Annotated in this window: 26 protein-coding genes; 7 read left to right on the plus strand and 19 right to left on the minus strand. The window is 61.7% G+C overall.

The genetic code is table 11. The features are described from left to right. The first annotated feature begins 3 nt into the window (after positions 1 to 3). Complete coding sequence (locus QRN54_RS31390) at positions 4 to 993, plus strand: LLM class F420-dependent oxidoreductase (RefSeq protein WP_007732341.1); 990 nt, start codon at positions 4 to 6, stop codon at positions 991 to 993. On the opposite strand, the gene QRN54_RS31395 is transcribed toward QRN54_RS31390, so the two are convergent. Together QRN54_RS31395 and QRN54_RS31400 are read right to left on the minus strand one after the other, a co-directional pair. After that, on the minus strand, positions 890 to 2,269 hold the full coding sequence (locus tag QRN54_RS31395; protein ID WP_042446646.1) for a sensor histidine kinase: 1,380 nt from the start codon (positions 2,267 to 2,269) through the stop codon (positions 890 to 892). The genes QRN54_RS31390 and QRN54_RS31395 overlap by 104 nt on opposite strands. After that, positions 2,266 to 2,970 (minus strand): response regulator transcription factor, encoded by a 705-nt coding sequence (locus tag QRN54_RS31400; protein ID WP_042922831.1) that lies wholly within the window; start codon positions 2,968 to 2,970, stop codon positions 2,266 to 2,268. The genes QRN54_RS31395 and QRN54_RS31400 overlap by 4 nt, the downstream gene beginning before the upstream one ends. Before the next feature lie 167 nt (positions 2,971 to 3,137). On the opposite strand from QRN54_RS31400, the gene QRN54_RS31405 reads away from it, so the two are divergent. The 3 genes from QRN54_RS31405 to QRN54_RS31415 all read left to right on the plus strand — a co-directional run bounded on the left by QRN54_RS31405 (position 3,138) and on the right by QRN54_RS31415 (position 6,490). Beyond that, entirely contained in the window at positions 3,138 to 3,602 is a 465-nt protein-coding gene (locus tag QRN54_RS31405) for a light harvesting protein subunit alpha (protein WP_081557267.1), read from the plus strand. Positions 3,603 to 3,822: 220 nt separating this feature from the next. Further along, on the plus strand, positions 3,823 to 4,626 hold the full coding sequence (locus QRN54_RS31410; RefSeq protein WP_007732353.1) for a metal-dependent hydrolase: 804 nt from the start codon (positions 3,823 to 3,825) through the stop codon (positions 4,624 to 4,626). Between the two features lie 118 nt (positions 4,627 to 4,744). Then, a complete protein-coding gene (locus QRN54_RS31415; RefSeq protein ID WP_039973296.1) occupies positions 4,745 to 6,490 on the plus strand; it encodes a cholesterol oxidase substrate-binding domain-containing protein in 1,746 nt (581 codons plus the stop codon). A gap of 5 nt (positions 6,491 to 6,495) precedes the next feature. Here the strand turns inward: QRN54_RS31415 and QRN54_RS31420 are convergent, their stop codons facing one another. Together QRN54_RS31420 and QRN54_RS31425 are read right to left on the minus strand one after the other, a co-directional pair. Continuing rightward, positions 6,496 to 7,164: a DUF6891 domain-containing protein gene (locus QRN54_RS31420; RefSeq protein ID WP_081557268.1), complete on the minus strand. Its 669-nt coding sequence runs from the start codon at positions 7,162 to 7,164 to the stop codon at positions 6,496 to 6,498. A gap of 134 nt (positions 7,165 to 7,298) precedes the next feature. Next, positions 7,299 to 8,915, minus strand: coding sequence for a DHA2 family efflux MFS transporter permease subunit (locus tag QRN54_RS31425; RefSeq protein ID WP_081557269.1), 1,617 nt, complete (start codon positions 8,913 to 8,915; stop codon positions 7,299 to 7,301). Between the two features lie 120 nt (positions 8,916 to 9,035). Between QRN54_RS31425 and QRN54_RS31430 the strand changes: the two genes are divergently transcribed. Beyond that, positions 9,036 to 9,512: a MarR family winged helix-turn-helix transcriptional regulator gene (locus QRN54_RS31430; protein ID WP_003943458.1), complete on the plus strand. Its 477-nt coding sequence runs from the start codon at positions 9,036 to 9,038 to the stop codon at positions 9,510 to 9,512. 57 nt (positions 9,513 to 9,569) lie between these two features. On the opposite strand, the gene QRN54_RS31435 is transcribed toward QRN54_RS31430, so the two are convergent. Continuing rightward, a complete protein-coding gene (locus QRN54_RS31435) occupies positions 9,570 to 10,601 on the minus strand; it encodes an ABC transporter substrate-binding protein (RefSeq protein WP_003943522.1) in 1,032 nt (343 codons plus the stop codon). A 190-nt stretch (positions 10,602 to 10,791) separates the two neighbouring features. Between QRN54_RS31435 and QRN54_RS31440 the strand changes: the two genes are divergently transcribed. Next, positions 10,792 to 12,348, plus strand: a complete 1,557-nt coding sequence (locus tag QRN54_RS31440) for an acyl-CoA synthetase (protein ID WP_285183887.1) — start codon at positions 10,792 to 10,794, stop codon at positions 12,346 to 12,348. Between the two features lies 1 nt (position 12,349). On the opposite strand, the gene QRN54_RS31445 is transcribed toward QRN54_RS31440, so the two are convergent. Further along, positions 12,350 to 12,703: a VOC family protein gene (locus QRN54_RS31445; RefSeq protein WP_058038250.1), complete on the minus strand. Its 354-nt coding sequence runs from the start codon at positions 12,701 to 12,703 to the stop codon at positions 12,350 to 12,352. 100 nt (positions 12,704 to 12,803) lie between these two features. Next, complete coding sequence (locus QRN54_RS31450; protein ID WP_003943496.1) at positions 12,804 to 13,127, minus strand: hypothetical protein; 324 nt, start codon at positions 13,125 to 13,127, stop codon at positions 12,804 to 12,806. 582 nt (positions 13,128 to 13,709) lie between these two features. Between QRN54_RS31450 and QRN54_RS31455 the strand changes: the two genes are divergently transcribed. Beyond that, on the plus strand, positions 13,710 to 14,183 hold the full coding sequence (locus tag QRN54_RS31455; RefSeq protein ID WP_285183890.1) for a hypothetical protein: 474 nt from the start codon (positions 13,710 to 13,712) through the stop codon (positions 14,181 to 14,183). Here QRN54_RS31455 and QRN54_RS31460 read toward each other — a convergent pair. From QRN54_RS31460 to QRN54_RS31510, 12 genes are all read right to left on the minus strand, one after another. Next, positions 14,180 to 14,539, minus strand: coding sequence for a hypothetical protein (locus tag QRN54_RS31460; RefSeq protein WP_285183891.1), 360 nt, complete (start codon positions 14,537 to 14,539; stop codon positions 14,180 to 14,182). The genes QRN54_RS31455 and QRN54_RS31460 overlap by 4 nt on opposite strands. After that, positions 14,517 to 15,590: an AAA family ATPase gene (locus QRN54_RS31465; protein WP_285183893.1), complete on the minus strand. Its 1,074-nt coding sequence runs from the start codon at positions 15,588 to 15,590 to the stop codon at positions 14,517 to 14,519. Before QRN54_RS31465 ends, QRN54_RS31460 begins: the two co-directional genes overlap by 23 nt. Before the next feature lie 218 nt (positions 15,591 to 15,808). After that, the gene (locus tag QRN54_RS33705; protein WP_076948729.1) at positions 15,809 to 16,003 is read right to left on the minus strand and encodes a helix-turn-helix domain-containing protein; all 195 of its coding nucleotides are present in this window, start codon (positions 16,001 to 16,003) and stop codon (positions 15,809 to 15,811) included. 408 nt (positions 16,004 to 16,411) lie between these two features. Further along, positions 16,412 to 16,789, minus strand: coding sequence for a hypothetical protein (locus QRN54_RS31470; RefSeq protein WP_285183894.1), 378 nt, complete (start codon positions 16,787 to 16,789; stop codon positions 16,412 to 16,414). Then, positions 16,786 to 18,264 carry a terminase large subunit domain-containing protein gene (locus QRN54_RS31475; RefSeq protein WP_285183895.1) on the minus strand — a complete coding sequence of 493 codons (1,479 nt, stop codon included), beginning with the start codon at positions 18,262 to 18,264 and terminating at the stop codon, positions 16,786 to 16,788. Before QRN54_RS31475 ends, QRN54_RS31470 begins: the two co-directional genes overlap by 4 nt. Next, a complete protein-coding gene (locus QRN54_RS31480) occupies positions 18,261 to 18,734 on the minus strand; it encodes a hypothetical protein (RefSeq protein WP_285183896.1) in 474 nt (157 codons plus the stop codon). Before QRN54_RS31480 ends, QRN54_RS31475 begins: the two co-directional genes overlap by 4 nt. 51 nt (positions 18,735 to 18,785) lie before the next feature. After that, on the minus strand, positions 18,786 to 19,049 hold the full coding sequence (locus QRN54_RS31485) for a hypothetical protein (RefSeq protein ID WP_285183897.1): 264 nt from the start codon (positions 19,047 to 19,049) through the stop codon (positions 18,786 to 18,788). A gap of 27 nt (positions 19,050 to 19,076) precedes the next feature. Continuing rightward, entirely contained in the window at positions 19,077 to 19,811 is a 735-nt protein-coding gene (locus QRN54_RS31490) for a hypothetical protein (protein WP_285183898.1), read from the minus strand. 14 nt (positions 19,812 to 19,825) lie between these two features. Continuing rightward, the gene (locus tag QRN54_RS31495) at positions 19,826 to 20,206 is read right to left on the minus strand and encodes a hypothetical protein (protein ID WP_058227124.1); all 381 of its coding nucleotides are present in this window, start codon (positions 20,204 to 20,206) and stop codon (positions 19,826 to 19,828) included. A 50-nt stretch (positions 20,207 to 20,256) separates the two neighbouring features. After that, entirely contained in the window at positions 20,257 to 24,564 is a 4,308-nt protein-coding gene (locus tag QRN54_RS31500; protein ID WP_285183899.1) for a phage tail tape measure protein, read from the minus strand. Further along, entirely contained in the window at positions 24,564 to 25,016 is a 453-nt protein-coding gene (locus QRN54_RS31505) for a DUF7426 family protein (RefSeq protein ID WP_285183900.1), read from the minus strand. Before QRN54_RS31505 ends, QRN54_RS31500 begins: the two co-directional genes overlap by 1 nt. Before the next feature lies 1 nt (position 25,017). Further along, positions 25,018 to 25,281, minus strand: a complete 264-nt coding sequence (locus QRN54_RS31510; protein ID WP_285183901.1) for a hypothetical protein — start codon at positions 25,279 to 25,281, stop codon at positions 25,018 to 25,020. Between the last annotated feature and the right edge of the window lie 132 nt (positions 25,282 to 25,413).

Genomic DNA, 25,413 nt, shown 5'->3' on the forward strand with positions numbered 1-25,413 from the left:
GTGATGGCACGATTCGGCTACACCTTGATGACGGAGCAGGCAGGTCCGAAAGAACTGGTTCGCCATGCAGTTCGGGCCGAAGAAGTCGGCTTCGACTTCGAAGTGATGAGTGATCACTACTCGCCGTGGCTGACCGAGCAGGGGCATGCACCCTACGCCTGGTCGGTGCTGGGGGCAGTCGCCCACGCCACCGAGCGAGTCGGTTTGATGACGTACGTGACTTGTCCGACCGTGAGGTACCACCCCGCCGTCGTCGCTCAGAAAGCTGCGACGATCCAGATCCTCGCGGACGGACGCTTCACCCTGGGATTGGGAAGTGGCGAGAGCCTGAACGAGCATGTGGTCGGCGAGGGTTGGCCGTCCATCGACACCCGCCAGGACATGCTGCAGGAGGCGGTGAGCATCATTCGCGCACTGCTCGCCGGAGATCTGGTGAGCTGGAAGGGGGAGTACTTCGACGTCCAGTCCGCCAGGATCTGGGATCTCCCCGAGAACCCGGTTCCGCTGGCGCTGGCCATGTCCGGAGACAAGTCCGTCGAGCGTTTCGGTCCGATGGCCGACGATCTGATTGCCGTGCAACCGGATTCGGAGCTAGTGCACTTGTGGAAGCATGTGCACGGCCGAGCATACGGATTGGCTCCCGCAGGCCGGACCATCGGTCAGATTCCGATCTCGTGGGACCCTGATCGCGACACGGCAATTGCACGAGCTCATCAGCAGTTCCGGTGGTTCGGCGGAGGGTGGTCCGTGAACTCCGAACTGCCGACGCCGGCGAGCTTCTCGGGTGCGACTCAGTTCGTGCGCAAAGAGGATGTAGCTGAAAGCATTCCGTGTGGTCCCGATCTCGATGTGATCGTCGAAGCGGTCAAGGCATACACCGACGCCGGATTCACCGATGTGGCACTGGTACAGATCGGTGGAGATACCCAAGACCGATTCTTCGACGAGGCGGCCAAGCCGCTGCTCGAGGCTCTGCACGTCGAATTGGGTTGATCGAGAAGATCAATCGAGTTCCGCCGAGTGGGCTCTTGTCGAGTCGCGCGCTACCGCCGTGCAGCCTCGCCTGCTGCGCGACGAGGGCCAGTCCCAAACCGCTTCCGGCGTCGCCCGCACCGGTACCACGAACGAATCTCTCGAACATCGCTTCGCGTTCCGAAGGCGCGATCACGGTGCCGTTGTCGTCGACGAAAACCGTCGCCGAACCCGTCGCAGCCCCTGATCGGACGGTGATCTCGACTTCGTCGGCATTGCCGTGCCGAACGGAATTGGTGACGGCGTTGGTCAGCACCAGACGGATACCCGCGGGAAAGGCCTGAACCGAAAGTTCTTCCGGTGCTTTCAAACGAACGTCGACCTGCGGGTGCAGACGGCCTGCGTCAGCAACGGCGCGATCGGCAACCTCCACGAGATCGACGTCGGCACAATCCTCGGGATCGGCCACGTCACCCAGGGCTAGAGTCTCGAGGTCGGTCAGGGTGCGCTCGATCTGGCGCTGCGCTTCCAACAATTCGCCGGACAGTTCGCGCCGTTGGCTTTCCGTGAGATCGAGTGTTGCGAGAACTTCGAGATCGGTACGCATCGACGTGAGAGGTGTGCGCAGTTCGTGGGCGGAGACGCGAGCGAAATCGCGTGCCGACTCCAACGCCTCCTCGGTGCGGCTTCGATCGCTTTCGATGCGACTGAGCATGCTGTGGATTGCCTCCGACAGTTCTTCGGCTTCTCGCGTTCCACGTACCGACGGTGCCCGGCGCGAGAGTCCGTCGACGTCGAGGTTGTTGCCGATCGAACTGGTGGTCTCGGTCAATTGCTGTAGTGGCCGGACGGCTCGGCCGGTGAGGAACCAACCGAGCCCGGCCGCGGCAAGGATGGCGACCACTGCTGCAGCGGCCACTTGGAACTGCTGCTCACGGATTGCCTGGGTCAGTGGGTCTTCGGGGATGCTGACGGCCAGTGCGGCGCCGCTGTCGCCGGGCACCAGAACATCACGACTGCGAACATCGGTGGTAGCCAAGGCGCTGACGGTCGCGGCGTTGAATCCGGGGCTGACCACGGATGGTTCTGTTGTTGCAGTTGGTGTTTCGATGAATAGCGGGCTCGGCGCACTCGCCGCGACGCCCAGGGTGACGGAATCGAGAGTGCGTTCGAGTTGTTCGGATCCGTTGACACGCAGAAAGACCGCGAACGCAATTCCGATCGCGGCAATCACGATTCCGGCGGCCAGGCCCGAGGCGATGGCTACGCGAGTCTGAAGTGACAGCGGCCGCTTCATCGTTCGGCCCTCAGGACGAAGCCCACCCCACGCACTGTGTGGATCACGCGGGGAGTCCCGTCGACTTCGAGTTTCTTGCGTAGATAGGTGACAAAGACGTCGACGACATTGGTGTCGGCAGCGAAGTCGTAACCCCAGACGAGTCGCAGGAGTTGTGCGCGACTGAGTACGACACCGGCGTGCTCGGCGAGTACCGACAACAGGTCGAATTCTCTTTTGGTGAGTTCGATTCGTCTACCGTCGATGTGCGCTCGATGGCCACGGAGATCGACCGTCAGCGGTCCCACCGTGATCGGATGGTCGACCGACGGGGTGGCTCGCGTCGTGCGTCGAAGCAATGCGCGGAGTCTGGCGACGAGCTCGGCCAACTCGAAGGGCTTGGTGAGGTAGTCGTCGGCGCCCGCCTCCAGCCCCGCGATGCGATCACCCACGGAACTTCGGGCGCTGAGCACGCAGATCGGAACCTCGTTGCCGATCGCGCGCAGGGCGGTCACCACCCCGACGCCGTCGAGGCCGGGCATGTTGACGTCGAGAACGAGCGCGGCCGGGCATTGCTTGTTCACCGATGACAAGGCCGATCGTCCGTCGACGGCAGTTGCCGTGTCGAAGCCCGACAATCGGAGTCCACGTTCGAGCGAATTCAGAACCTTCGCGTCGTCGTCAACGATCAGGATGCGCTCGCGTGTACTCACCCCAGCCATGGTGCCATCGGATCAAGGCCTGGGGCCTCGCTCGGAGCGAGGGCCGTCGCATTCTCATCAACTCCTAAGAAACCGACAACAGATCTGCAGTGTTGGCTTCATAACCTCGGGTTTCTCGGATGCGACCGCGCCGAGAACTCGAGAACGTTCGATCAAGGAGAACTACGATGACGCGATTGAAAGTGAACGGCAAGCGGGCCCGCCGTACCGGTGTGGTGGTGGCGTCCGTGGCGGTCCTCGGTATGGCAGTGGCGCCGGGAATCGCCTGGGCTTCCAATCCGATTTCCGACGGGTCACCGGTGGCGGTGCGGTCGATCGCGACCGCTCCGTCCGAGTTGGGTGTGGCTCCCGAAGTAGCGTGTGGTGTCGCGGCGCCGATTTCCGACGAGGAGCTGCAGAAGCTCATCGACGAGGGGAAGGTCGTGCGCGCGGAGGAGGCCGGTACGGCCGCAGTCACTATCGAAGTGCCGAGCGAAGCTGCGACATTCGTTGCGCGTGAAGGGGTGCCGGCGTTGCCGACCGTCGAGTGGGCTCCGACGACCGAAGGTGTTCCGGCAGAGGTGCTCGACATGGCAGGCGTCGCTCCGCTGGAGGAGGGCGTTGCCCTGTCATGCACGGTTGCCACGGGCTGACGAGCGAAAAAAGCTCCGCATGAACCGCTTTGACCTGGAACGGTACGGCCGTACTCAACTGGGTCTGGAGGTTGGTCAAGCCTGTCGGTAGCACTTGCTACGTTCGGGGCGGTCTCGGCGAGCATGCCGGGGCCGTCGCCGACGGCGTCATGTGTGTGGTGTCTTGCAGAGGGTGCGGTACGGCCTGATGCGGGGCGCGTTTCGAAAGGTGTTGTGTTTCATGGTCATGGGCCCCACCCACGCGATGTCCGGTGCTGCTGTGGGGTTGGTGGTTGCGGAGTTGTTGCCTCTCGACTGGGGAGGGCCCACATCCACTGCGGAAACTTTGACCTTTGCCGGAGTGTGTGCCGGAGCCGCCTTGCTTCCCGACCTCGATACCGGTCAGTCGACGGTTTCGCGATCATTCGGTCCGCTCAGCAAGGCTCTGGCCAAAGGCATCGACGCAATTTCGGTGACCTTCTACCGCATCACCAAAGGCAAGAAGGACGGCAAGCGTCGTGGTGGGCATCGGACGCTCACGCACACCGCGCTGTTCGCCGCCGGGTTGGGTGCCGGGGTCTCGGCGCTGGTTGTTCAGTTCGGGAAGCCAGCCATCATCATCACCCTGTTCTTCTGCCTCGGGTTGGCCATCCGTGGATTGGCGGGTGAATTGGCCAAGGAGAAGGGTTGGCTCGCGGTCTCCGCCGTTGCGTTGGTGCTCTCTGCCCTCACCTGGCAGTGGTATCCGAGTGAGGCTGGATCCACGGGGCTAGGTGTTGCGGTGGCCTTGGGCTGCGCCACGCACTGTCTCGGCGATGCGATCACTAAGGAAGGGGTGCCGTTTCTCGCGCCCCTGATTCCGCTCGGCGGCAAACGATGGTGGGAACAACGGCTGCCGTCATTCCTGTCCATCCGTGCAGGTGGGAACCTCGAGAAGATCCTGATCGGGCCGGCGTTGACGGTTCTGACTGCCTGGTTGATCATCAGTGCGTTCGACGGTGCCCCGGAAGCGATCTACGCGGTCTTCGCTCCGATGGTGCAGTGAGCTTCGGAAAACTTTTATTACGGAACCACTGGCATCGTAATCATATTTGTTCTACGTTCGTCCCTGACATGAACCGAGTCGGCTGACGGAGTGAGCAGTGGTGCATCAAGCAGAGCGCATGGCAGAGCACAGCTCGAGCGAAGACGGTGTGAGCCGGCGCGGATTTCTCGCAGCGAGTGCCGGCGCAGCTGCTCTCGCGGGCATTTCCTGGGCGCCGGCTGGAGCAGTTCCCTGGGGTTCGGCATCGACCATCGCGCCACCGCCCGGATTTCCGTCGGACATTCCGTTGTCACAGCAGGCGTACGCGAACTGGTCGCGAGAAATCATGCTCGACAGCGTGTGGACGGCCACGGCACGTCACAGCGATGACGTCGTCACCCTCGCCAACTGGGCGTTCGACAACGGGTACACAGTGCGTGCGAAGGGAACGATGCACGGGTGGAGTCCGTTGACGGTGGTGCCCGGCGCGCCTTCGGATCGAGTTCTGCTGGTCGATACGATGGCCAAACTGAATTCGGTTGTGGTGCAGCACGGCACGCCCGCAACGGTCACGGCGGGCGCCGGCGCCAGTATCGAAGCGATTCTGACAGCGCTCGAGCGAGAAGGGCTCGGCTGGGCCAACTCTCCGGCGATCGGTGAGCTGTCCATCGCCGGCGCGCTGGCGATCGGTGCTCACGGGGCAACCTATCCGGCTGTGGGGGAGACGATCACCCCTGGTCAATCGTATGGTTCGCTGAGCAACCTGATCACCGAGATCACGGTGGTGGCGTGGGAGGAAGGCATCAATCGGTACGCACTGAAGACATTTCACCGATCGGACGTCGAGAGCACCGCCTTCCTGGCCCATCTGGGTCGAACCTTCGTCACCTCCGTGACGCTGCAAGCCGGGGAGAATTATCGGCTGCGGTGCCAGAGTTTCACCGACATTCCGTGGCAAGAACTCTTTGCTGCTCCCGGGTCGCCAGGGCGTACCTACGAGAGTTTCGTCGAGAAATCCGGACGGGTGGAAGCAATCTGGTTCCCGTTCACGCAAACACCGTGGCTCAAGGTCTGGACACCGACCCCGGTCAAACCGCCGGAGTCCCGAGAGGTGAGCGGGCCGTACAACTACTTCTTCTCCGACGCGATTCCCGAAGAAGTCACCACCCCGTTGGGGATGGTGGCACAGGGTCTCCAAGCTGCGACGCCGCTGTTCGGCGCCTCTCAGTTCGGCGCTGTAGCAGCAGGATTGGTGCTGACTGACACCGACGATCTCTGGGGTTGGTCGAAAGACGTTCTGTTCTACCTCCGGCACACGACCTTGCGCGTCGTAGCCGGGGGCGGAGCCGTGATCACCAAGCGGTCCAACATCGGCCGAGTCGTCCACGAGATGACGAGTTGGCTGAACGAACGAATGACGCACTACGCGTCGCTGGGGCAGTATCCCGTCAACATGCCGTTCGAAGTGCGTCTCTGCGGTGTCGACGATGACGGCGAGGTGTTGGTCGACAGCGCCGGAGTGCCGGACCTGTCAGCGGTGCGGCCGCGGGCGGATCGTCAGGACTGGGACACAGCGATCTGGATGAACGTGGTCTCGATTCCCGGCACCGCGGGATTGCCTGCCTTCCTTCGCGAAATGGAACGGTGGATGGTCGCGAACTACTCCGGCGATTACGCGACCTTCCGTCCGGAGTGGTCCAAGGGGTGGGCATTCACCGATCAGGCGGCGTACCAGGACGACGAATTCCTCACCAGCACAGTGCCTGCCACCTTCCGTGCCGGTGGCGACGGGAATTGGGACTTCGCTCTCGCCACTCTCGACGAACACGACCCACACCGCGTCTTCAGCAATACGTTCCTCGACCGCGTATTGCCACCCAGCTGAATCTCCTACTGCGGAAGCGGTTTGCGCCAACATACGTCGGTGACACGGATACGCTGATTGTTGTCACCGTTCCAATCGACGCTCAGCCCCTGAGTTCGGAGTGCGTCGGCTACCTGGCGCCCGACGGTCTGATCGGTGTGCGCGATCATGTGTGCCTTGGCGGTTTCGTCGCCGCCGAAGGCAGCGGCGACCAGCGCGGGATCGAGATCGTGGGCCGGACGAAACGCACTGTAGGACAAGTAGAGATCGGACGGCTCGTCGCCGAGACGCTCCGCATCTTGCATGTGGAAGAACGTGTACGCCCACTGAGCAAAGGGATACCCGTTCTGGTCGGGTTCGGACGGCGTGCGTTCGTCGTCGATTTCGGTAGTGCCGCACTGCATGCAGCAGGTGAAGTTCATCCGGGCCACGATGCCGTTGCGTTCGAGTTCGGCGAAGGCTGCGGAGAGGCGCTCGAAGTCTCCGGGAGCCGTCCACTGGGTCTGCTCCTCGAGTCTGTGGTCCCAGACCTCACGCACTACTGCGTCGATCTGACTGCCGAGTTCGTCGTTCTCGAAGCCGCCCTCGACACAGTCTCGGGCGGCTTCGCAGATTTCGTCGAACGTCGCGAAACCTGGGACTACCAGTTCGCGTGCTTGCTCACGTACGGCGACGATGTCGGCCTCACTGAGCACCGGTGCTGACCGTGACTGTGCAGACCGTGACTGTGATGACCGTGACTGTGCTGACCGTGACTGTGCTGACCGTGACTGTGCTGACCGTGACCAGGGCAATCGCATACCGGCACCGTACTGCACCGATCCGACCGTCAGGCGACGTCGGCTGCTGCTTTCGTTTCCTCCTCGTTTGACGGGGCAGGCTTGTTCGGGATGAGCGCCGTGGCGATCAGGCCCACCACGACAAATCCGGCCGCAAGGTATCCGCCGAGTGTGATGCCGTGAGTCATCGCAGATTGGGCAGCGTCGGCGACGAAGGCAGTGTTCGGTAAACCGGCCAGCGAGTCGATGGCGGCGCCTGCGCTGTCGGTGACTGCCCGCGTCAACTGATCAGCCTGAGCTTGGTCGACACCGGATCCGGTGAGGTCGTTGTTCAGCGTCGAATTGAGAGTGCTGAAGAAGACCGTGGTGAGGACAGCGATGCCCAGTGCGGATCCGAGTTGGCGGAACGCGCTCTGAATGCCGGAGCCTTGACCGGCGCTCTGCTCGGGAATCTCCTCGAGCACGACGTTGGTCACCTGGGCAGTCGCAAAACCGACGCCGATTCCGTAGAAGAACAGCACTGCGGCGATAGTCCACCAGGGGCTGTCTGTCGCAGCGATGAATCCGAGGCCGGCGAGACCGAGCGCTTCGAGAGCCAGGCCGATACGGACCAAGCCCAACGGCGAGACCTTCGATGCCAGCCCGAAGCTCGCACCACTGGCGACAAAGCTGCCGATGGCAATGGGAACCAGCGCGAGCCCTGCCTGGAGGGCGCTGTATCCGAGCGTGAACTGGAGCCAGAGAGGAAGCACCGCAACGATTCCGAACTCGCCGAGTCCGATGATCAGCGTCGCGATGTTGCCGTTGCGGAACGACGAGATGGAGAACAACCGTACGTCCATCAGTGCCCGCGACGGATCGGCGCTGCGGGTGAGCATGGTTTGACGGTAGGCGAACGCACCGAGCGACAGAACGGCGAGAACCAGCGCCACCAGAACCGGCGACGGTCCGCTGGACCATGAAAGACCGAACAGATCGAAGGGTTCCTTCGTGGTCAGCCACCCGTACGTTCGTCCCTCGACGAGGCCGAAGGCCAGCAGGCCGAGCCCGGCGATGGACAGTGTTGCTCCGGTGGCGTCGATGCGCCCAGCGGTGCGGGGTGAGGGCGCGATGAACAGCACTGCGCCGATCAGAATGAGCGCAGCAAGCGGAATGTTGATCCCGAATGCCCAACGCCATGAGGCATGTTCGGCAAGCCAGCCGCCGAGCAATGGGCCGAGGGCGGATGCAGCGCCGATGGTGGAGCCCCAGACCGCGAAGGCCTGGCCGCGCGCCTTTCCGGTGAACATCGCGTTCAGAAGCGACAGTGACGTGGGCAGGATCATGGCCGCGCCGGCGCCCTGCAGGAAGCGCGCCAGGATGAGCAGACCGCCGTTCGGCGCCAGTCCGGCCAGCAGGCTCGTTGCGCCGAACACGACGACACCGGCGATGAAGATACGACGGGCGCCGACCAGGTCGGCAACTCTGCCGACCAGAAGCAGGAGTGCCGCGAACACGATTGCGTAGGACTCTTGGATCCATTGAGCCTGAACGGAATTGATCCCGAGATCTTCGATGATCGAGGGAACTATGACGTTGACGATCGTGGTGTCGACGACGATCAGTGCCACGCCGAGTGCAATGGCGATCAGGCCCAACCACTTGCGGGTGGTGGGTGAGATGTTCACGAATAAACCTCCATTGTGAAGTAACTTTATTATGAAGGTATATTTGAGGCGGTAAGTTGTCAACGTGCGCGCTGGGTTCGACCGGCCGCCGTCTGGCACAGGAAAGGTGGGATCACCGAGGTGGAGGCACCGCGCGACATCTCCGTGGAGCGGGAGCGGCTGATGGACGAATTCCGCGCGTACGGTGGCACGTTCACCGAATTCAGCCATCGATTCGCGTCGTGGCTCGGCCTGCATTCCACCGACGCGACTGCCTTGATGGAAATCACCGCTGCCGAGGAGAAGGGGACGCCGCTCTCACCCGCCCGCCTCGGAGAGCGGATCTCGCTGACGTCGGGTGCAACCACCGCGTTGCTCAACCGCCTGGAGAAGGCGGGACATATCGTCCGGACCCGAGAGAATGCCGACCGGCGAGTGGTCACGCTGCACAGCAGTGCGCATGTGCAGGACCTGGCGGACGAGTTCTTCGGGCCCCTTGCCGTGCGACTCGACGCCATGATGGCGAAGTACCCGCCCGAACTGCTCAGTCGATTCGAGGAATTTCTCGTCGACCTTCACTCGACGATGAACGAACACCTCGAGCAGGACAACCGCTGAACAAAGAACGCCGCTCGACTCCGGAGAGTCGGGCGGCGTTCTTTGCGCCGGTGACGGCTACTTGCCGAGCTTGGCCTGCAGGTCGTCGAGAACCAGGCCGGCACCTGTCGGGCCGAGGCCCAGGAACCAGGTCTCGTCGCTCACCTCGGTGGCGCGTCCTTCCTTGACTGCGTCCATGCTGGCCCACAGCGGTCCGGCAACAACCGTGGTCTGGCCCGTGTCGGCGGGATTTCCGTAGCTGGAGTAGAAGATTCGGTCACCCTCCGCCTCGGTGATCGTTTCGGGGCTGACCTCGACGGCCAGTTCGTCGATGTCCTGGATCGCCGGGCGGGGCAGGCCGACGTCCTTCAAGATGACGCCGATGAACGACAGATTGCCGTACAGGCGCAGCTTCCCGGACATGAAACGAACCAGTGAAACGGTCGGGGAGCCGTCGATCGACTCACGTACCTTGTCGGCGTGCTCTTGGTAGTCGTTGAGAACCTGCTCAGCCTTGGTCTCCTCGCCGAGTGCGTCACCGGCAAGGAGGAAGTTCTCCTTCCACGGAAAGCCGGGGCGGATGCTGAAGACCGTCGGAGCGATTGCCGCGAGTTGCGGGTAAAGCTTGTCCTGGCGCAGCTTGCTGCCGAGGATCAGATCGGGCTGCAGTGCGGTGATCGCCTCGAGGTTGAGGTTGTTGGTCGTGCCGACATCGGGGACACCGACCAACTTGTCCGCCAGGTACGACGGCTGACCGGCGGCGCTTTCCGGGCTGGCGATGCCGACCGGGGTGATCCCGAGCGAGAGAACCTCGTCGAGTTCACCGCTGTCGAGGACGACGACGCGGGTCGGCTTGGCCTCGAGGGTGGTCTCGCCCAGGGCATGGGTGATGGTGCGAGGGAACTCGCCTGGCGCGGCATCGCTGCCGAGCTTCGCGGTTTCCGTGTCGGCGGTGCTGAACAGCTTGCCGCCGGTCGCGACATCGGTGTTGCCGTTTGCGTTGCCGCCGGCGTCGGAAGAGCCGCAGGCCGTAGCGGCAAAAACAGTCGCCAAGGCAACCATGGCGACCCGGACCGACGTGCGGCTCCGGAGAGTGGTGCGTGAGTGCATTAGGCTACCCTACCTTTCGGCTATCGGGCTTGGTCAGGGAGGTATCCGCACCGTTGACGCCAGGTGAGCGGCGCGTCAGGTCTCGCTCAGCGGGACCGCTACGCAATTCGGACTACAGGGTGCGACCAACGTGTTAGCTTCGCGAAAGACCTGTACTGGTAAGCGAAGACGCGTGTAGTGAGGATTTTCGATGACCCTGAACATTGCCGATCTGTTCGAGGCCGTTGCCGATGCGATCCCCGATCGAGTTCCCTTGATTCTGGAAGACGTGCGATTGAGCTACGCCGAACTCGAACTGCGATCGAACCGACTCGCTCATCACCTGCAGTCGGTGGGCGTCGAGCCTGGGCAGCACGTCGGTATTCACATGCGTAACTGCGTCGAGTACGTCGAAGCGCTCCTGGCTTGCTTGAAGATCAGAGCGGTACCGATCAACGTCAACTTCCGCTATACCGATGCAGAACTCCTGTACATCTACACCAACTCTCAAATGGTGGCACTGCTGGTCGAAGAGGAATTCGCGCCGACGGCATTGGCCGTGGTTCCGCAGTGTCCGGAGATCACCCACGTGCTGATCGTCGGCGAAGACTACGAGAACGCCCTTGCCGCGCAGACTGATACCCGCGACTTCGGCCCTCGCAGCAACGACGACCATTTCATCATCTACACCGGCGGCACAACCGGAATGCCCAAGGGTGTGGTGTGGCGGCACGAGGACTTCTTCTTTGCCGCCCTGTCCGGAGCGAACCTCAGCGGGCCGCCGCGTCGTAGCCTCGAAGAGGTTGTGGATGCAGCTGTAGCGAACACCAATCCAACTGTGCTGCTACTCATCCCGCCGCTCATGCATGGAGCCGCAATCTATCCACTGCTCACGGCATTCCTCATGGGAGCGCCCCGAGTGCTGACCCGCAGCTTCGATCCGATGGAAGTGTTGCGACTGGTCGAGGCCGAGAAGATCACCGGAATCACCGTCGTCGGCGACGCGATTGCTCGACCGATCGCCGACGCCATCGCCGCAAGCGAAGGGCGCTACGACCTTTCGACTCTCCAACTGATCGGGTCTGGTGGCGCATTGTTCTCGCCGAACCTGAAGGCAGAACTGACAACCCGACTACCGGGGTTGGTGATCAAGGATGCATTCGGTGCTTCGGAATCCGGCAACGACGGCGTCGTCGAATTCGGTGAGGACGGTTCCAAGCGAATTCGATCCAACCCCAACATGATTCTTGTCGACGACGAATTCCGTCGCATCGAACCAGGCTCGGACACAGTCGGTTTCATCGCCCGGGCCGGCCATGTTCCCGTTGCCTACTTCGGCGACCCGGCCAAGACTGCTGCAACTTTTCCTATCGTCGACGGGGTTCGTCTGGCGGTACTCGGGGACATGGGCACGATGGAAGCCGACGGAACCATCGTGCTGCTCGGGCGCGGTTCGATGTGCATCAACTCCGGCGGCGAGAAGGTCTACCCCGAAGAAGTGGAGCAGGCACTCAAAACTCACCCGGCAGTTTTCGACGCCTTGGTAGCGGGCGCGCCCGACGCACGATTCGGCGAGAAGGTCGCCGCGGTGGTGCAGGTTCGACCGGGATTCGAAGATGTTGCGACGGAATCATTGTCGGAGCATTGCCGCACCCACGTCGCCGGGTACAAGATCCCCCGCTCGATCGTGCTCGTACCAACCATCCTCCGCTCGCCCAGCGGTAAGGCCGACTACCGTTGGGCTCGCGAAACCGTAGCGGGAGCGTAAATCACCTCCCGGCACTTCGGACGACGCACCACTCGTTTCCCTCGGGATCCAGCAGCACCTGAAAGGTGCCGGCCGGGTCCTGCTGGACAGTGCCGACCCGAGTTGCGCCGAGGCGCTCGGCAGCGTCGGTCGCAGCGACGACGTCATCCACACTGACGTCGATGTGTAGACGATTCTTCGTCAGCTTGGATTCCGGTACACGTTGGAAGGCGAGGCGAGTCCATCCTGGAGGGTCGACAAACGCCCACTCCGCGCTCCGCTCCACCGGCTGCCCACCGAGGATTCCGGCCCAGAAGGTCGCCAACTGGGCTGGTGCGGAGCAATCCACAACTACTTCATCGACCTGCCCGATCACCGCTTCACAGCTCCGCTGAATTCGGCTGTCACAGCTGCACTCAATTCGGCTGTCACACCTGCGCTGAATTCGGCTGTCACAGCTGCACTCAATTCGGCTGTCACAGCCAGGGCTCGATCGGCTTCTTCACCCACATGATCTTCTCGTCCGGATGCTCACGCCGAGCTTCGGGACGGTCTGGGTTGGCTGCTGCCCACACGGCTTTCTCGTCGAGCAGTCCGGCCGCGATCGTCCAGGTCTCCCGCGTGCTCGGCGGATTGGCGCCCGCCGCCCGCGCAAGCTTGCGCAGCCGATCGTCGGGCATGTCGAGCAACTCTGCACTACTGATATCGCGATCCCAGGCGAACTTGGCAAGACCGACAGCTTTCTCACGTCGGCTACGGCTCGCCATGTCGTTGTGCGCGAAGTCTGGTTCGGATGCCACGGCTTCACCTTATCGTCAACGAAATCGAGGCCCTCCCGCGTAAGCGGAAGGGCCTCGATTTCTGTTCTTCACTGTCGGGGTGGCGGGATTTGAACCCACGACCTCTTCGTCCCGAACGAAGTTACCTGGAATTACTCGACAAAGCTCAGCGAGATGGACTCGAAGGAATCCCTTCTCTCGCTGAGCTTTTGTCTGTGAGTGAAGTGAGTCAACCGTGGTTCTCGGTGGCATCGTTGCGGACTGACTGCGGACCAGTCGCACGCGTGTGCGCATCGTTCCAACAGAACCGCCGGCCGAGAGCGACAGACCGGCGAGCGCGCCTATCTGTTCTTCGAGGGGGCTTGGTTGTCTCTGGATTAGTTGCATGGTTGCAAGTAGTTGGGGGTTGAGTGAGTTAAGGGTGTGTGGTTCTTGGGTGTGCTGTTTCGCCTGGGTGAGTGAGTTGGTCAGTGGGTTGTACTAATACCCACTGACCCACTGACTCAGTACTGGGTCTAACTCAGTGCTGACCCACTCGTGACCCACTGACTCGGTGGGGTGGATGTGGGGGTTCCAGTCCGATTGGTCTGGTATGTATTGCTGATGAATCGGACTGTCTCGGGTGTGTTGGTGTGTGGTGTTGCGGTGCTGGCTCTCGTTGGTTGCGGCAAGGGGGAGACGACGAGGGAGGGTGCAGTCTCTTCAACGCAGACAGCCCCACCGTTGGATGTCGGTGGGGCTGTGGTGGAGCGTGAGGCGGCGCCTGGGGATCAGTCGCAGGCGGGCTTGGAGGCGACTCTGGCTGAGCAGTACACCCATATTCAGCGGGCGGACTGGGCCGGCGTGTATGAGTTCAGCTCTCCTCGTTGCCAGGTTAAGTACCCGGTGGATGAGTTCGTCGCATCGCTCGACGCTGGGTATGCCGATCGAGATTTCAGTGGACCTGAGCAGTACTTGATCACGATGAACAGTGATTCGGTCGCGACGGTTGTCGTGAAGTCTCATGACGGCAAGGGGAAGATGACGCCGGGGACGTGGAGTTACATCAACGGGGCTTGGCGCGACGACGCTTGCTAAAGCTCTTCGAGGTCAGTGGGCTTGTATTCGGTGCCGCTGAACGCGGCGTGGTGGCCCCACCTGGCTACTTCGGGTGCGGGGTCTAGTTCGCCGTCGAACATCTCTGCGGCAACAACGCGGGTGGCGAACGGTGGGTAGCACTTGGTCACGTGCTCTTCCTCTATTGTTTCTCCGCTGATGGTGCTACGAAGTTCGAACCTCGATTTGGAGCGGAGCTCTTGAGTTAGGAGCGCTGGGCAAGGTGAGGTCTTGATGCGCTCGGGGTCGTTGTAGCAGAAGACGTTGACCCAACCCGGAGGTAGTGGGGTCACATTGATGGTCACCCAGTGATGTTCATGACGCGTGTTCGAGGTCATCGTTTTCTCCTAGTGGCGAAGGCTGTGGTGGAGCGACGAAGTGCATATGTGAGTTGCGCGGGCCTGGCGTGAATGTGACCTCGCCCGCGTCGATGCAGGCTTTGATGGCTTCTCTCGTGACCTTTTGGGGGTGGCCTGGGTCTTTGGTTAGGGCATCGACGATCGTGTTCCTGCTGGATCCGGGTGAGATGGTGAGGAATCTGATGACATCGGGTGTCGCGCTGAGTACTGCCGCGCTTGCTGCCGCGTTCTTTCGGGTGTCGCCGGACATGTAGGTGAGGTGCCGAGTCTGTTCGTCGAAGGTCAGGGAGCCTTCAGAGACGTTGACATCTCGACCGAATGCGGAGAAGAAGCGCGGCGAAGTCGGGTCGTCTGACTGCTGCCTGACGATCTTCCAGATTGCGTCCGGCCAGTCTTGGAGGCGTGAGTCGCCTCGTGAGCGTTCGCCACTGTGCCCCATGTGGTGGATGACTGCGGCTTCAGCGATGCCGGCTTCTTTGAGGAGCGCGTCGAAGGCAACGAGAAACCGTCCAGCGTCGTGGTTCTCGTCGAGCCCTAGGGCGTCGAGTACGGGTCGAAGGACATCGAGGATGAGGAAGTCGGTGCCTCTCAGGATTTCAGCCCACCGTGTGCGCACATCGGCGTCGAGGATGTTGAATGTTCCGACGGCGCCTCGTAGGCATTGGACGGCGACGGCGTGGGTGTTCTGGACTGCGAAGTCTCGGAACCAGCTTCGAAGTCGGCGGTTGTCTGACTCGTTGTCGATGAGTGTGACGCGTTGGACGGGATGCGCTTGGAATCGTCCGAGGAAGTCGTCACCGTCGACGAGTGATCGGACTAGGTTGCCCACGGTGGTGGTTTTTCCAGCTTTGTACTGCGCCGAGAGCATGATGCGGCCGCCCACTGGGAAGAGTCCTTCAATGCGGTAGTCGAGGGGTTCGTCTGGGGTGGCTAAGAACTCGGTGAGCGAGACGGGTTGAGGGATCTGCTGGATTGTGTCGGCGCTCTTGCGGGCGTTGAAGCGGATGCGGGCTTCTTCGCGGACGAGCATCTTTGACAGTTCGCCGGCGACTTGGATCTCGTGGAGGTCGCGTTCTTCTGCTTCTGGGCTGTCGGCGGGGTGTGGTACATCGGCGTAAGGGTCTGTTTGCCAAGCGTTTTCGGGGGTTGCTGCGCTAGAATCGGAGACGGACCCAGCAGATTGGCGTCGGTTGGTCTCCTGTGAAGGCTCCTCGTTGGCTTCGAGGGGCCTTTCGCAGTTGCGGTCGATCACGCGGCGTTCGACTCGATGAGTCGGTCAAGTTCGTAGAGATCGATTCGAATGTTTCGACCCACTCGGTATGAGGGCAACCGCTTCTCTTTGATCCAGCGATCGATTGTTCGTTCGGTGTAGCCGCCGGCGTGCTGTGCAGCTTCCCTCTTGCTTGCCCATCGGCGTGGCGTGGGGTTCACTGGTGTTGTCATTGGGTGCCTACCTGTATGACGTGGCGCGGTCCTTGCTGGGACATGTGCGCCGAGGATTCGGTTTCCGGGTCGAGCGGCGGTGGGTGTTGCTGCACTCACCGTCGCTTCAAGACATTAGCTGTCTACTTCGAGTAAAACCGCTGGCACTTGCGTGTGCGCAAGTGGCTTTGGCGGGCCATTCACAGGTGCAAGAATTTTTATGACGCAACGATTTTCGGTGTTTCTTGTCTACCAAGTTGCGCGAAAATGTCGGCTCTCGGCAGGTGGGAACATATGTTCGGTGTAGACAAGTCGTCCACCTGTTTTGGTGATCGTTGCGTTGACGCAACGGGCAATTTTCGGTTATCCACAACCATCCACAGGTACTGTGATCTTCGTCACAGGCGCGGACGCAAGTAGCACTCGGTATTACTTGCATTCACTTTCCATTACCGAGTCAATTTCCACTCCATATCCCGCTGCGCGAAGTAGTTGTGACATCTGTTCGAGCGGCATGACTGCGAGCCATTGCCCGGGGTCTCCGAGTCCGCGGCGTTTGAGGACGAGGAGCGCGTGATCCGCTCGGGCTTCGTCCTTCTGCTCGCGCAGCTGTCGGAGCCATTCAGGCCAGGCATACGCGGCGCGGTCTTTCACTTGGATGGTGAGTCCGGGAGCGGGGTGGAGGTCGCCAGCGTCCCTGGTATAGCCCGCCCTCGTTCGATCTGTGTGGGGGAAGCCGTTGGCTCGGAGGAAGTCACGCACTGCGCGTTCTGCCCGATCACCCTTGGTCTTGTTCGGATTCGTCATTCTGGATTCCCTCCCAGTAGCCAGACACTGCTGTGCGCTTGTGGATTCTTGTGGATCCTCGTTCCGCCTGGGGTGGTCAGGATTCCACCGGATCCGGTGCCGTCTTGCCACGTCCAAGCACGCGAGGGGTTGATGAAGATCCCGGCTGCGGCTTGCATGAGCGCGTCTGCGAGGTCATCGTGGCCGGCGGTCTCTGGGACGCTGATTCGCATTTGCCCTGTGGTGGTCTGCTCGTATTCGAGGCTGTGAAGCTGTCGGAGCAGGTCGGGATGTTTGGGTAGCACGAGCCGACCCTGTTGCAGGAGCACTTTGAGGCGTCCGTATGCGTCTGCCTTGCGTCGGTTGTCGGTTGTGACGCCCTTGACCAAGGTTCTCATTCGTCCGTTGCCATGGTTGTCGGACATGCGGCTGCTGAGCATCTGGGTCGGTGCGATACCGATTCCGTTCGTCTCACTGATGTAGCGGTAGATGTCGAACATCTGCGAGAGTTCGTCGAGTCGGTCGATGAAGTCGGAGAACTGCATTCGATTGTGCTGTTCGAGGTGTGGAATGTAGTAGACCGGCTTCGCGGGGCGTTGCGAGTACCTGCCGCCGAGAGTGTTCAGATCCATATCGGCCTGTGCGGCAAGGAAAACAACGGCGTTAGCGTCGTTGCTGAATCCCCAGTCCAGCCCACCTGCGACTGTTTGGCCGTTGTCGCGTTCGAGCGGCGCGAACTCGTAGTCCGCGACCGCGTTGTCCAGCTCTCGGGTGGTGAAGTAGGCGCCGGTGTCGTCGGTCCACTCGGCAAGGTATTCGCGGTTGAAGTAGTGCGCGGGCTCTCGGGCTTGGATCTTGTCGAGGTCGTCTTGGCTGATGTACGGCGAGCGCGACGATGGCCAGTGAAACGACGTGACATCGAGCGTGGGTGCGTCTGTTCCCTGCTTCCACAGGCGGCGGAAAAAGTGTTCGTAGTTACCCCATGGCGAGGACAGCAGGATCACCTTGGAGCCGGGTCGAGCGATGATCGAAGGTTCTGCCGCTCGCCAAATTTCGGTGTCGACAAATGCTGCTTCGTCAATTATGAGCAGATCCACTGCCCAGCCTCGGATCTGCTTGGCAGACGCGGGCACTGAGATGACGCGTGACCCATTCGAGAGCACCAGTTGTGTCTTACTGTCATCCAGTACCGCACCCGCAAGCATCGGCGAACTGAGTGCGAGGGAAGCGCACTCTTCGAGGAGGCGGAGTGATGCCACTTCGCCGGCGGAGATGAGCAGGATGAGTGATCCGGGTTTGGTGTAAGCGCGGTGAAGGGCGATGATCGCGACGCCCCGCGACTTGCCTACCTGTCGGCCTGCGCACACGACGCGGTAGCGGGCGGGGCATTCGGCCAGTTCTCGTTGATGTTCCCAAAGCTCTTGACCTACAAGTCGTTTGGCGAATCCTGTGGGGCTTGCGAGGGAGTCCGCGAGTGTAGCGGCGTCGAGGGTCATCGTTGGGTTCCGTTCGCCTTGTCGAGTTCAGCCTGTAGTTGGGCGAACATCGTGGTGATGTCGAGCTTCGTGGAGGCAATGTCCTTGCCGAGTTTCGCGGCGCTGAGCGGGTCGAGCCCGAGTCGGGATCGGTGGTTCGCGGCTTGGGTGTCGATGCGGAGGCGGTACTTCTCGGCCGGGGTGGGCTCCCCCGTGTCCGGGTCGATGGCGCCGTGAATGTCGACGAACGCGGTGAGCACTTCGAGTTGCGCCTCGGTGCGTGCGTAGGCGAGGACAGCAGGCTGCATCTGTGGGGCTTGAAGGTCGGGGCGTGCCCCGCATACGGCGTTCGCGATTTCGGCGGCGAGCGGTGTGATAACCCGCTGGGAATAGGCACCGTGCTTCTTGGCGGCGAAGTTCTCGGCTACGAAGGGCGCCCAGCTGTACCCGCGTGCGGGGCCTTGGCTGATGGGTTCAAGAGTGTCGGTCATGGGTGTCCTTCCGAGCGGCCCAGCCGGTGAAGGCTGGGCCGCAGGGGTGGGTCAGGCTACGTCGCCGGAGGTGTTGAAGAGCGTGAAGGCTCGGCTCGGATTCGAACGCACGCGCTCGACGGCCTTCTCGGGGGTCATGTCCTCGTCGTAGACAGGCGCTTCCCGGTCAGTGATGGATCCCGGCGCGATAGCGTCAGCCTGGCCGAAGATGCGGACCTGCTTCGGCTTGCGCGAGAATGTGCCGCTCGTGCCGGGTACGTCGACGAACGTATCTTCGGGCTCGGTGCGCGTGTGGATCTCGATGTTCTTACTCATGGTGTTCTCCTGGGTGATGTTGGTTGGTCAGGCTGCGTCGTCGGCAGGTTCGGAGTCGCCGGAGCCCGCATCCTGGTTCATCGCGTAGTGCAACCCGACCGACGCTGCGAGAGGATCGCCAGCGCCGGTGTCGAGATGGTCGACGAACCGATTGAATGCCGGCAGTACGGCGTTGAGGGTGCTCGCCGAAGCAAGTGCCGCTGCGCCTTCCGGGTCTGCGAGTTCGATGAACCGCGCAGTGATCGCTTTGGTTACCGCGGTCGTGTCGGTCTCCCGATCGATGGCTGTAACCCGTCCGTCCTTCATTGCTACTTCGGTGCCAGCAAGGCCAGAGGGACCTGTGCTGTTCGCTTGTAGCCATGCGGGGGCGAAGCGTTCGGCGCCGAGTACAGCGTCCGCGTCGGCGTTGCGCAGTGCCGCTCGAAGCGATCGACCCTTCTCCAGCTGAGGGAGAACGACATTCCGCCATGCCTGCTCGGTACGGACAAGCGCGGTCGGCGAGTCAGCGTCGAACTGAGGGCGCGCCTTGGCTGCCTGAGCCTTCGTGCGATCGGCGTACGTCTCAACCTCCGCCTTGATGGCAGCGAACTGAGGTGCGTACTGCTTGGTGAGTGCCTGACGCCAGTGCGCGATGTACTCGGCACGCTCGGTCGGCGTCATCGAAACGTCCTTGTTGGCGTTGTCACGGTAGACAGCGAGTCGCGCCTCCCGGGCCTGCTTCAGCTCGCGAGCCTTGGTCTGCAATTCCTGGAGTGTGCTCATGATGTTGGTTCTCCTCAGTAGTTGATGTCGTAGATGCAGTTGGGGTTGGAGAGGTTGGGCCAGTCGAAGCCCTCGGGCGGGGTGGGCCAGCCGGGTCCGAGCGGTACGAGCGGCGGCAAGGGCTGCGGGTTGGCGCCGTCCTGCGGAGGGACCATCGGGGCGAGGGCCCCGTCGAGTCGGACTCGGTATCGGCCGCCGCGCACGTTGCCGTCAACGTCGGTGTAGATGCCCTCGGGTGAGAGCGTCGATCCACCTCCGAGCTGGTAGAGGCCGGTCGTCTCGTCGTAGTGGCGGGCGTAGATGTTCTTGCCGTCCTTCATGTTTCCGCGGGACTGAGCCGATGCGGCTTCTTCGTTCCATCTAGCCTGTCGAGGATCGGGTGTCTGTTCAGTCATGATTTGGTTCTCCTAGTTGAGTGTTGTTGTGGTGGTGAATGTTTCGGGCATCAGAGACCGCCCTTCATGATTGAGATGTTCGCCATCCCAGTTCCGTTGTCGACGTTGACGCTTGCGCGGATCGGCTCGCGGTTCTTGATCGCCAACAGAATTGCTTCGAGGATTGGTGCGAGTTCGTCGGTGACTTGCCCGAACCCTTTCTCCAGCTGAGCGGAACTGTTGGCGCCTGTGTCGAATTGGCCGGTGAAGTTGCCGTCTGCGTCGAAGCCGCTTGCGAGTGCGAACGCACTGCCGACGCCGAATGCGAGGGCGTTGTATGCGGCTGCTCTGCGACCGTTCGCGGTCTTCGGGACCTTCAACCCTGGGGTTTCACCGACCCAGCCACCGAAGCCGCCCAGGCCACCGTGGATCCCTCCGTCCTCGAAGGGGACGAGATCGAATCCGAAGCCGTTGACGATCTTCTTCGTCACGGCAAGGGACTGCCGACGCTTCGAGGGAGCGAGCGGGATGTAACCCTCTCCACCTGTGCCTGGCTCGGCGAACCGAACGAGGTCGGCACCGTCCGGGTAGATACCAGCCTGTTCGGGAAGGCCACGGATGCCGCCGTTCTCGAAGACTCGAACCGCGCCTTTCCAGATCACGTTGTCATCCGGAGTGGCCGCTGCTGCGGGCGCGGTGGTCGAGGTGGTGTCGGCGGATGTGTACGACGATGAGCCTGACGTAGGCCAGTTGGTGACGAAGACTCGTTGTCCGTCTGTGGCAAGTGCAGCGCCGGCGTCCGTCGTCCCAACAGTCATCTGACCGTTACCGCGAGCATTCGACGCCGCGATAATCTCGTCCGCCTCAGCAGCCTTCACCGCATAATTCGAACCATCCGCAGTGCCCGACTGCTGCACCTTCTGCGCCGCCTCAGCCTCCGACATGCTGTTGTAGTCGAAGTCGTCGAGCTTGTCGTAAAACATGCCCGCCGCACGAGTCGGATCCTTCCGGTCCTCCAACGTGCCCCAACCACCGTTATCGCGCTGCTGCATGATGCCGGCGTTATCGCCATCCATACCGTGATCGAGGTTCTGCAAATCGGTTTCAGCGAGGGCGGTCATGACCGCGGCCTTGATGCCCTTATCGGAGATGCCGCGGCGCTTACCTTCCGCGATCACCTGATCAGCGATCTTCTCCCGCTCCGTCCGAGTATCCGGAGCAGCAGGAGCCGCATCCTTACCCGCACCAGACGGGGCACCCAACGGTTCCTTCGACGCCGCATGCACATGGTTCTCGTGCTGCTGCATCGTCGCCGCACCATAGAACGACGGATCAACGATCTTCCCGTCCTTGATGTTCCGAGTGAACCGCGGATCCGAGTAAATCAACTCCGCCAACTGTGACTGGTAGTTGTCGGCGAGGTAGTTCGCCCACGCCAACTGCTCATCGGTGTTGCCTGAGCCGTTGGAGTAGTCGACTGCCTTCCCTTGTCCGTGGTAGTCGTTGGTGTCCCGGTAGGACGAGGTGAGTTGCAGTCCTGGTGCGTGTTGGGATGCGATGCCGGTGAACGACTCGACGACACCGCCGTCAGCCATCGGCTTCACATCACCGAATCGGACAACGCCCATACCGAACCGGCGAGCAGTCTCAGCGAGGATCTGTTCAGCCCGAGGACGCTTGGAGGGAGCGCCGGGAATGAAAGCCTCCCAACCTGTTTCAGCTTCCGCCCATTGGTAGATTCCGCGACCTTGACCGTTACGGATGTTCGCCTGTCCCGGCTCGTGGATGTTGCCGTCCGCGTTCTTCAAGACTGGAGCGGCCGGCCCGTACTGTCCTGTGGCCCAGAAGTCCCGCTGAGCCTGTGCCGTCCGCTGCGTATCAACCAACACCACAAGGTTGCGAGGCTGCGACAACCAAGCCTGAAGGTTTCGTTGCGCTGCCTCGGTTTCGGCAGTGACGTTGACCGTGCCGTCCTTGAGAACCTCGACCTTCACACCTTCGAGGGCATTGAGTGAGTCGATGGAATCCTTCGTCAAAGCCTGAGTATGGATAGTCCTGGCATCGGGGACGCCTAGCACCTTGTCTCGCAGAACATCGAAGTCGGACTGAGTTTCTGGCATCCCCTCTGTGCGAATCGCAGTAGAGACGAACTGAGGCGTGAGTCCAAGCGTGTCCAGGTACTTGACTGCGGCCTCGTTGCTGCCGAGTGTGGCCGTGAGCTGCTGGATCAGTGCGTCGCGATTGCCGGCGTACTGCTTCGTCAGGTTCTCGACAGTGTTGCCCGCTTCGAGCCCAGTCTTGACCTGCTCTCGGAACTGACCGGCGAGGCCACGCAGGTTCGCTTCCATCTGCGACTGCAACGGGTTGGCCTTGTCGATCGCGCCATTCCAGTTCTCGATCTTCATCACCGAACCGTCAACAGCGAACCCGATTTCACCGATGGCCTTCGTTACCTTCGCTGAGGAATCGTTGAAAGCGGCCGACAGTTTCATGCCATCGATCCAACTGTTCGCCCGTTCCTGCGCTTCCCCAAGAGCAGGAACCCACTCCTCACGAATGGTCTTCGCAGTCCCCGTCAGCACGCCCTCCACACTTGCGCCGCCTTCTCGCGTCTTGGTCGCGAGGTCACGGAGCTTGTCGGCTGCACCACCTGTTGCGATGCCGAGGATGGCGCCGAAGCCTGGAATGGACTCACCAACCGAGAGGATGTTTGCGCCCATTTCGAGGAACGATGCGCCAGTCTCAGATGCCGACTTCGCGAACTTGCCGAGTCCGTCGAGTCCGGATGCCACGAAATTCAGTACTGACTTACCGAGCTCGAATGCCGCATTGCCGGCGGTCTGGAAGAAGTCGATCACTCCGACGCGGTTGTTCGAGATGTTGTCTGCCCACTCCTTAATCTGCGGTCCGAACGCTGCTGCGAGCGCGGCCTTGAATCCATCAGCGACAGTTGAAATAGAGTTCATCGCGCCTTGCACTGAGGTGGCAGCGTTGCCGCCGATGGTGTTCGCGAGACTGCCTGCCGCACCTTCGAACTCACCGAAATCAGCCAGCGCCTTTGATGGATCCCATTGCGATAGTGCGCCGATGAAGTCACCGGACGTGTCACCGAGTAGCGCCATCGCGGCGGTGTTCCGCTTCACCGGATCTTCGATAGCACTGATCTTGTCGAACGCCTGGTCGAAGGCGGTGTCCGCTTCCGGACCGCCCTTCTTGAACGCCTCGAACATCTCCTCACCGTTCAGACCGATGTCGTTCAACGCGCTGACAATCGTGTCGCCTTCTTCGGTGATGCGTCGGCCGAACTCACGTAGCGAGTCACCTGCACGGTCCGCGCTGTCTGCGCCGTTGTCGGTGGACTGTTCGATCAGTGCAAGCGCCATCTCGGCGGATAGGCCAGCGTTCTTCCATCCCGAGCTGTACTCGGAGACCACTTCGAGGAGATCACCAGCCTTGTTCGCGGACCCGCCGGCAGCGTTGGCGATCATGTCCATAGCCTCGACTGCGTTGGCTGCAAGACCTGAGGTCATCAGAGCGCCAACGGCGGAGACGCTGGTAGCGACCTCACCATCGAGCGCCGCAGAGATTGTTTCGAGGCTTGCGACGACCTTCTCCGCGTCCTGCTGCGTCGACCCCGGATCGAGGATGTTGTTGTGCAGCGCGATCTTGATTGTCGAGAGGTTCGCCTCGACGGATTCGCCGTAGGCGTCCGAGAACATCTCGCCTGCTGCGAGCCCAAACTTCCGGGCCTGCGCCTCGGTGGTCTTCGTCTGTGCCTGGAACAGGTCTAGATCCTGCTCCTGCTTCATGCCATCAGTGATTGCAGCCATGAGTGCGGCGCCAGCCGTCAAACCGATGACTCCGACACCGAGCAGTGCGCCAGCGATCGGACCTGTTGCGGACGAGAGCTTTCCGATCTTGTCCGTGAAACCGGACAGGAAGTTGCCGCCCATGTCCCCGCCAGAACCCGACGCGCCGGACGCGGCACCATCGAGGTCACCACTGAGTTGACCCACCTGCCGACTGGCCTGCGATGCGGACGTTCCGATGCGATCCACATCAGTAGCGGCACCGCGAGCCGCATTCCCCAGCCGGTTTACATCCTGCGAGCTCTGGCCAACACGCGAAGCATCCCGAGCTGCATTGCCGGCGGCAGTGCCGAGCCTTCCCATGTCCTGCTGCACACTCGACGTGGCCGTTCCCAATCGTCCGACGCCCTGCCCGGACTGCTGGAAACTCTGATCAATCCGTCGAGCGGCCTGCTGCACGGTCGATTCGAGCCGGTCCGTCTGCTGTTGCGCCGTGCGCGTGCCACGAAGGAACCCGTCCATATCAACGGTGAGGTGGGCAACGAGGGTGCCTACGTCAAGTCCTGACATCAGCGATCACCTCTCTTACTGGTCTTTGCCTTCTGCTTCTTCGACGGCTGCTTCCGTCCGAACAACTCGACCAACTTCTCCAGGTCGGTGACCTTCCCGAGCCAGCTCAGTCCCCAGTGGGCTTCGGCCATCTCAGGCGAGTAGCCGAAGTGCAGCTGAGCCGTCCGGCCGGCGTGAAGGATGATCGGCCACGGCAGGTTGTCTGCGGTCATCTCTGCGAGCACACCCGCGGGTTCGAGTTCGCCAGTCTCGGGATCACGGACCGCGCCAAGAATCGTGAGTGCATCGTCAACCTGCTCGACCGGAGGTAGACCAGATTCGACGATCCTCTGCCGGAGCCGCTTCGTGTCCTCCCACGTGTGAGGCGAGGGAACCGTGTACCACTTCCCCCGAATCGGCAGGTGCAGATCCGGGTCGAAACCGGACTCGTCGAGGTCGATGTATCCGCCCATGTCAGGACTCCTGTCCGGTGGCTCGGGTTACCGCTTCGAGAGCGATCAACCGCAAAACCTGGTCGTAAATGTCGTGGTGGTGCTGCCGTGTTTCGATGACTGCCTCTGTCACAGCGGCGAACTCACGATCGGGAAAACTTGAAAGGGCTGCCCGAGTGCCATGAAGGTCACCGTCACAGACAAGTCGAATCAACTTCTCCAGGTCGTCATAACTCGGTGGAGCCGCACCGTCCATGTGGTGCGGAGAAGATGTATTGCTAGGCATACTGATTCCTTCCAAGATTCTTGAGGTGTGGTTTGCATTGGAGGCACGGAATTGGATGACCGTCGAGGTCTGTTCCGAGCCACCCACGGCGGCAATCGGGATGGTGAGGGCGAGTCGTCGGCGGTGGATCGT

This window comes from Rhodococcus sp. MEB032 (assembly GCF_030208925.1).
Classification (GTDB): Bacteria; Actinomycetota; Actinomycetes; order Mycobacteriales; family Mycobacteriaceae; genus Rhodococcus_F; species Rhodococcus_F qingshengii.

What these genes read in the sequence shown, in the direction of transcription:
- QRN54_RS31390 (WP_007732341.1), top strand. Translation starts at nt 4, where the DNA reads ATGGCACGATTCGGCTACACCTTGATGACGGAGCAGGCAGGTCCGAAA.
- QRN54_RS31395 (WP_042446646.1), bottom strand. Translation starts at nt 2,269, where the DNA reads ATGAAGCGGCCGCTGTCACTTCAGACTCGCGTAGCCATCGCCTCGGGC.
- QRN54_RS31400 (WP_042922831.1), bottom strand. Translation starts at nt 2,970, where the DNA reads ATGGCTGGGGTGAGTACACGCGAGCGCATCCTGATCGTTGACGACGAC.
- QRN54_RS31405 (WP_081557267.1), top strand. Translation starts at nt 3,138, where the DNA reads ATGACGCGATTGAAAGTGAACGGCAAGCGGGCCCGCCGTACCGGTGTG.
- QRN54_RS31410 (WP_007732353.1), top strand. Translation starts at nt 3,823, where the DNA reads ATGGTCATGGGCCCCACCCACGCGATGTCCGGTGCTGCTGTGGGGTTG.
- QRN54_RS31415 (WP_039973296.1), top strand. Translation starts at nt 4,745, where the DNA reads ATGGCAGAGCACAGCTCGAGCGAAGACGGTGTGAGCCGGCGCGGATTT.
- QRN54_RS31435 (WP_003943522.1), bottom strand. Translation starts at nt 10,601, where the DNA reads ATGCACTCACGCACCACTCTCCGGAGCCGCACGTCGGTCCGGGTCGCC.
- QRN54_RS31440 (WP_285183887.1), top strand. Translation starts at nt 10,792, where the DNA reads ATGACCCTGAACATTGCCGATCTGTTCGAGGCCGTTGCCGATGCGATC.
- QRN54_RS31455 (WP_285183890.1), top strand. Translation starts at nt 13,710, where the DNA reads ATGAATCGGACTGTCTCGGGTGTGTTGGTGTGTGGTGTTGCGGTGCTG.
- QRN54_RS31460 (WP_285183891.1), bottom strand. Translation starts at nt 14,539, where the DNA reads ATGACCTCGAACACGCGTCATGAACATCACTGGGTGACCATCAATGTG.
- QRN54_RS31465 (WP_285183893.1), bottom strand. Translation starts at nt 15,590, where the DNA reads ATGCTCGTCCGCGAAGAAGCCCGCATCCGCTTCAACGCCCGCAAGAGC.
- QRN54_RS33705 (WP_076948729.1), bottom strand. Translation starts at nt 16,003, where the DNA reads ATGACAACACCAGTGAACCCCACGCCACGCCGATGGGCAAGCAAGAGG.
- QRN54_RS31470 (WP_285183894.1), bottom strand. Translation starts at nt 16,789, where the DNA reads ATGACGAATCCGAACAAGACCAAGGGTGATCGGGCAGAACGCGCAGTG.
- QRN54_RS31475 (WP_285183895.1), bottom strand. Translation starts at nt 18,264, where the DNA reads ATGACCCTCGACGCCGCTACACTCGCGGACTCCCTCGCAAGCCCCACA.
- QRN54_RS31480 (WP_285183896.1), bottom strand. Translation starts at nt 18,734, where the DNA reads ATGACCGACACTCTTGAACCCATCAGCCAAGGCCCCGCACGCGGGTAC.
- QRN54_RS31485 (WP_285183897.1), bottom strand. Translation starts at nt 19,049, where the DNA reads ATGAGTAAGAACATCGAGATCCACACGCGCACCGAGCCCGAAGATACG.
- QRN54_RS31490 (WP_285183898.1), bottom strand. Translation starts at nt 19,811, where the DNA reads ATGAGCACACTCCAGGAATTGCAGACCAAGGCTCGCGAGCTGAAGCAG.
- QRN54_RS31495 (WP_058227124.1), bottom strand. Translation starts at nt 20,206, where the DNA reads ATGACTGAACAGACACCCGATCCTCGACAGGCTAGATGGAACGAAGAA.
- QRN54_RS31500 (WP_285183899.1), bottom strand. Translation starts at nt 24,564, where the DNA reads ATGTCAGGACTTGACGTAGGCACCCTCGTTGCCCACCTCACCGTTGAT.
- QRN54_RS31505 (WP_285183900.1), bottom strand. Translation starts at nt 25,016, where the DNA reads ATGGGCGGATACATCGACCTCGACGAGTCCGGTTTCGACCCGGATCTG.
- QRN54_RS31510 (WP_285183901.1), bottom strand. Translation starts at nt 25,281, where the DNA reads ATGCCTAGCAATACATCTTCTCCGCACCACATGGACGGTGCGGCTCCA.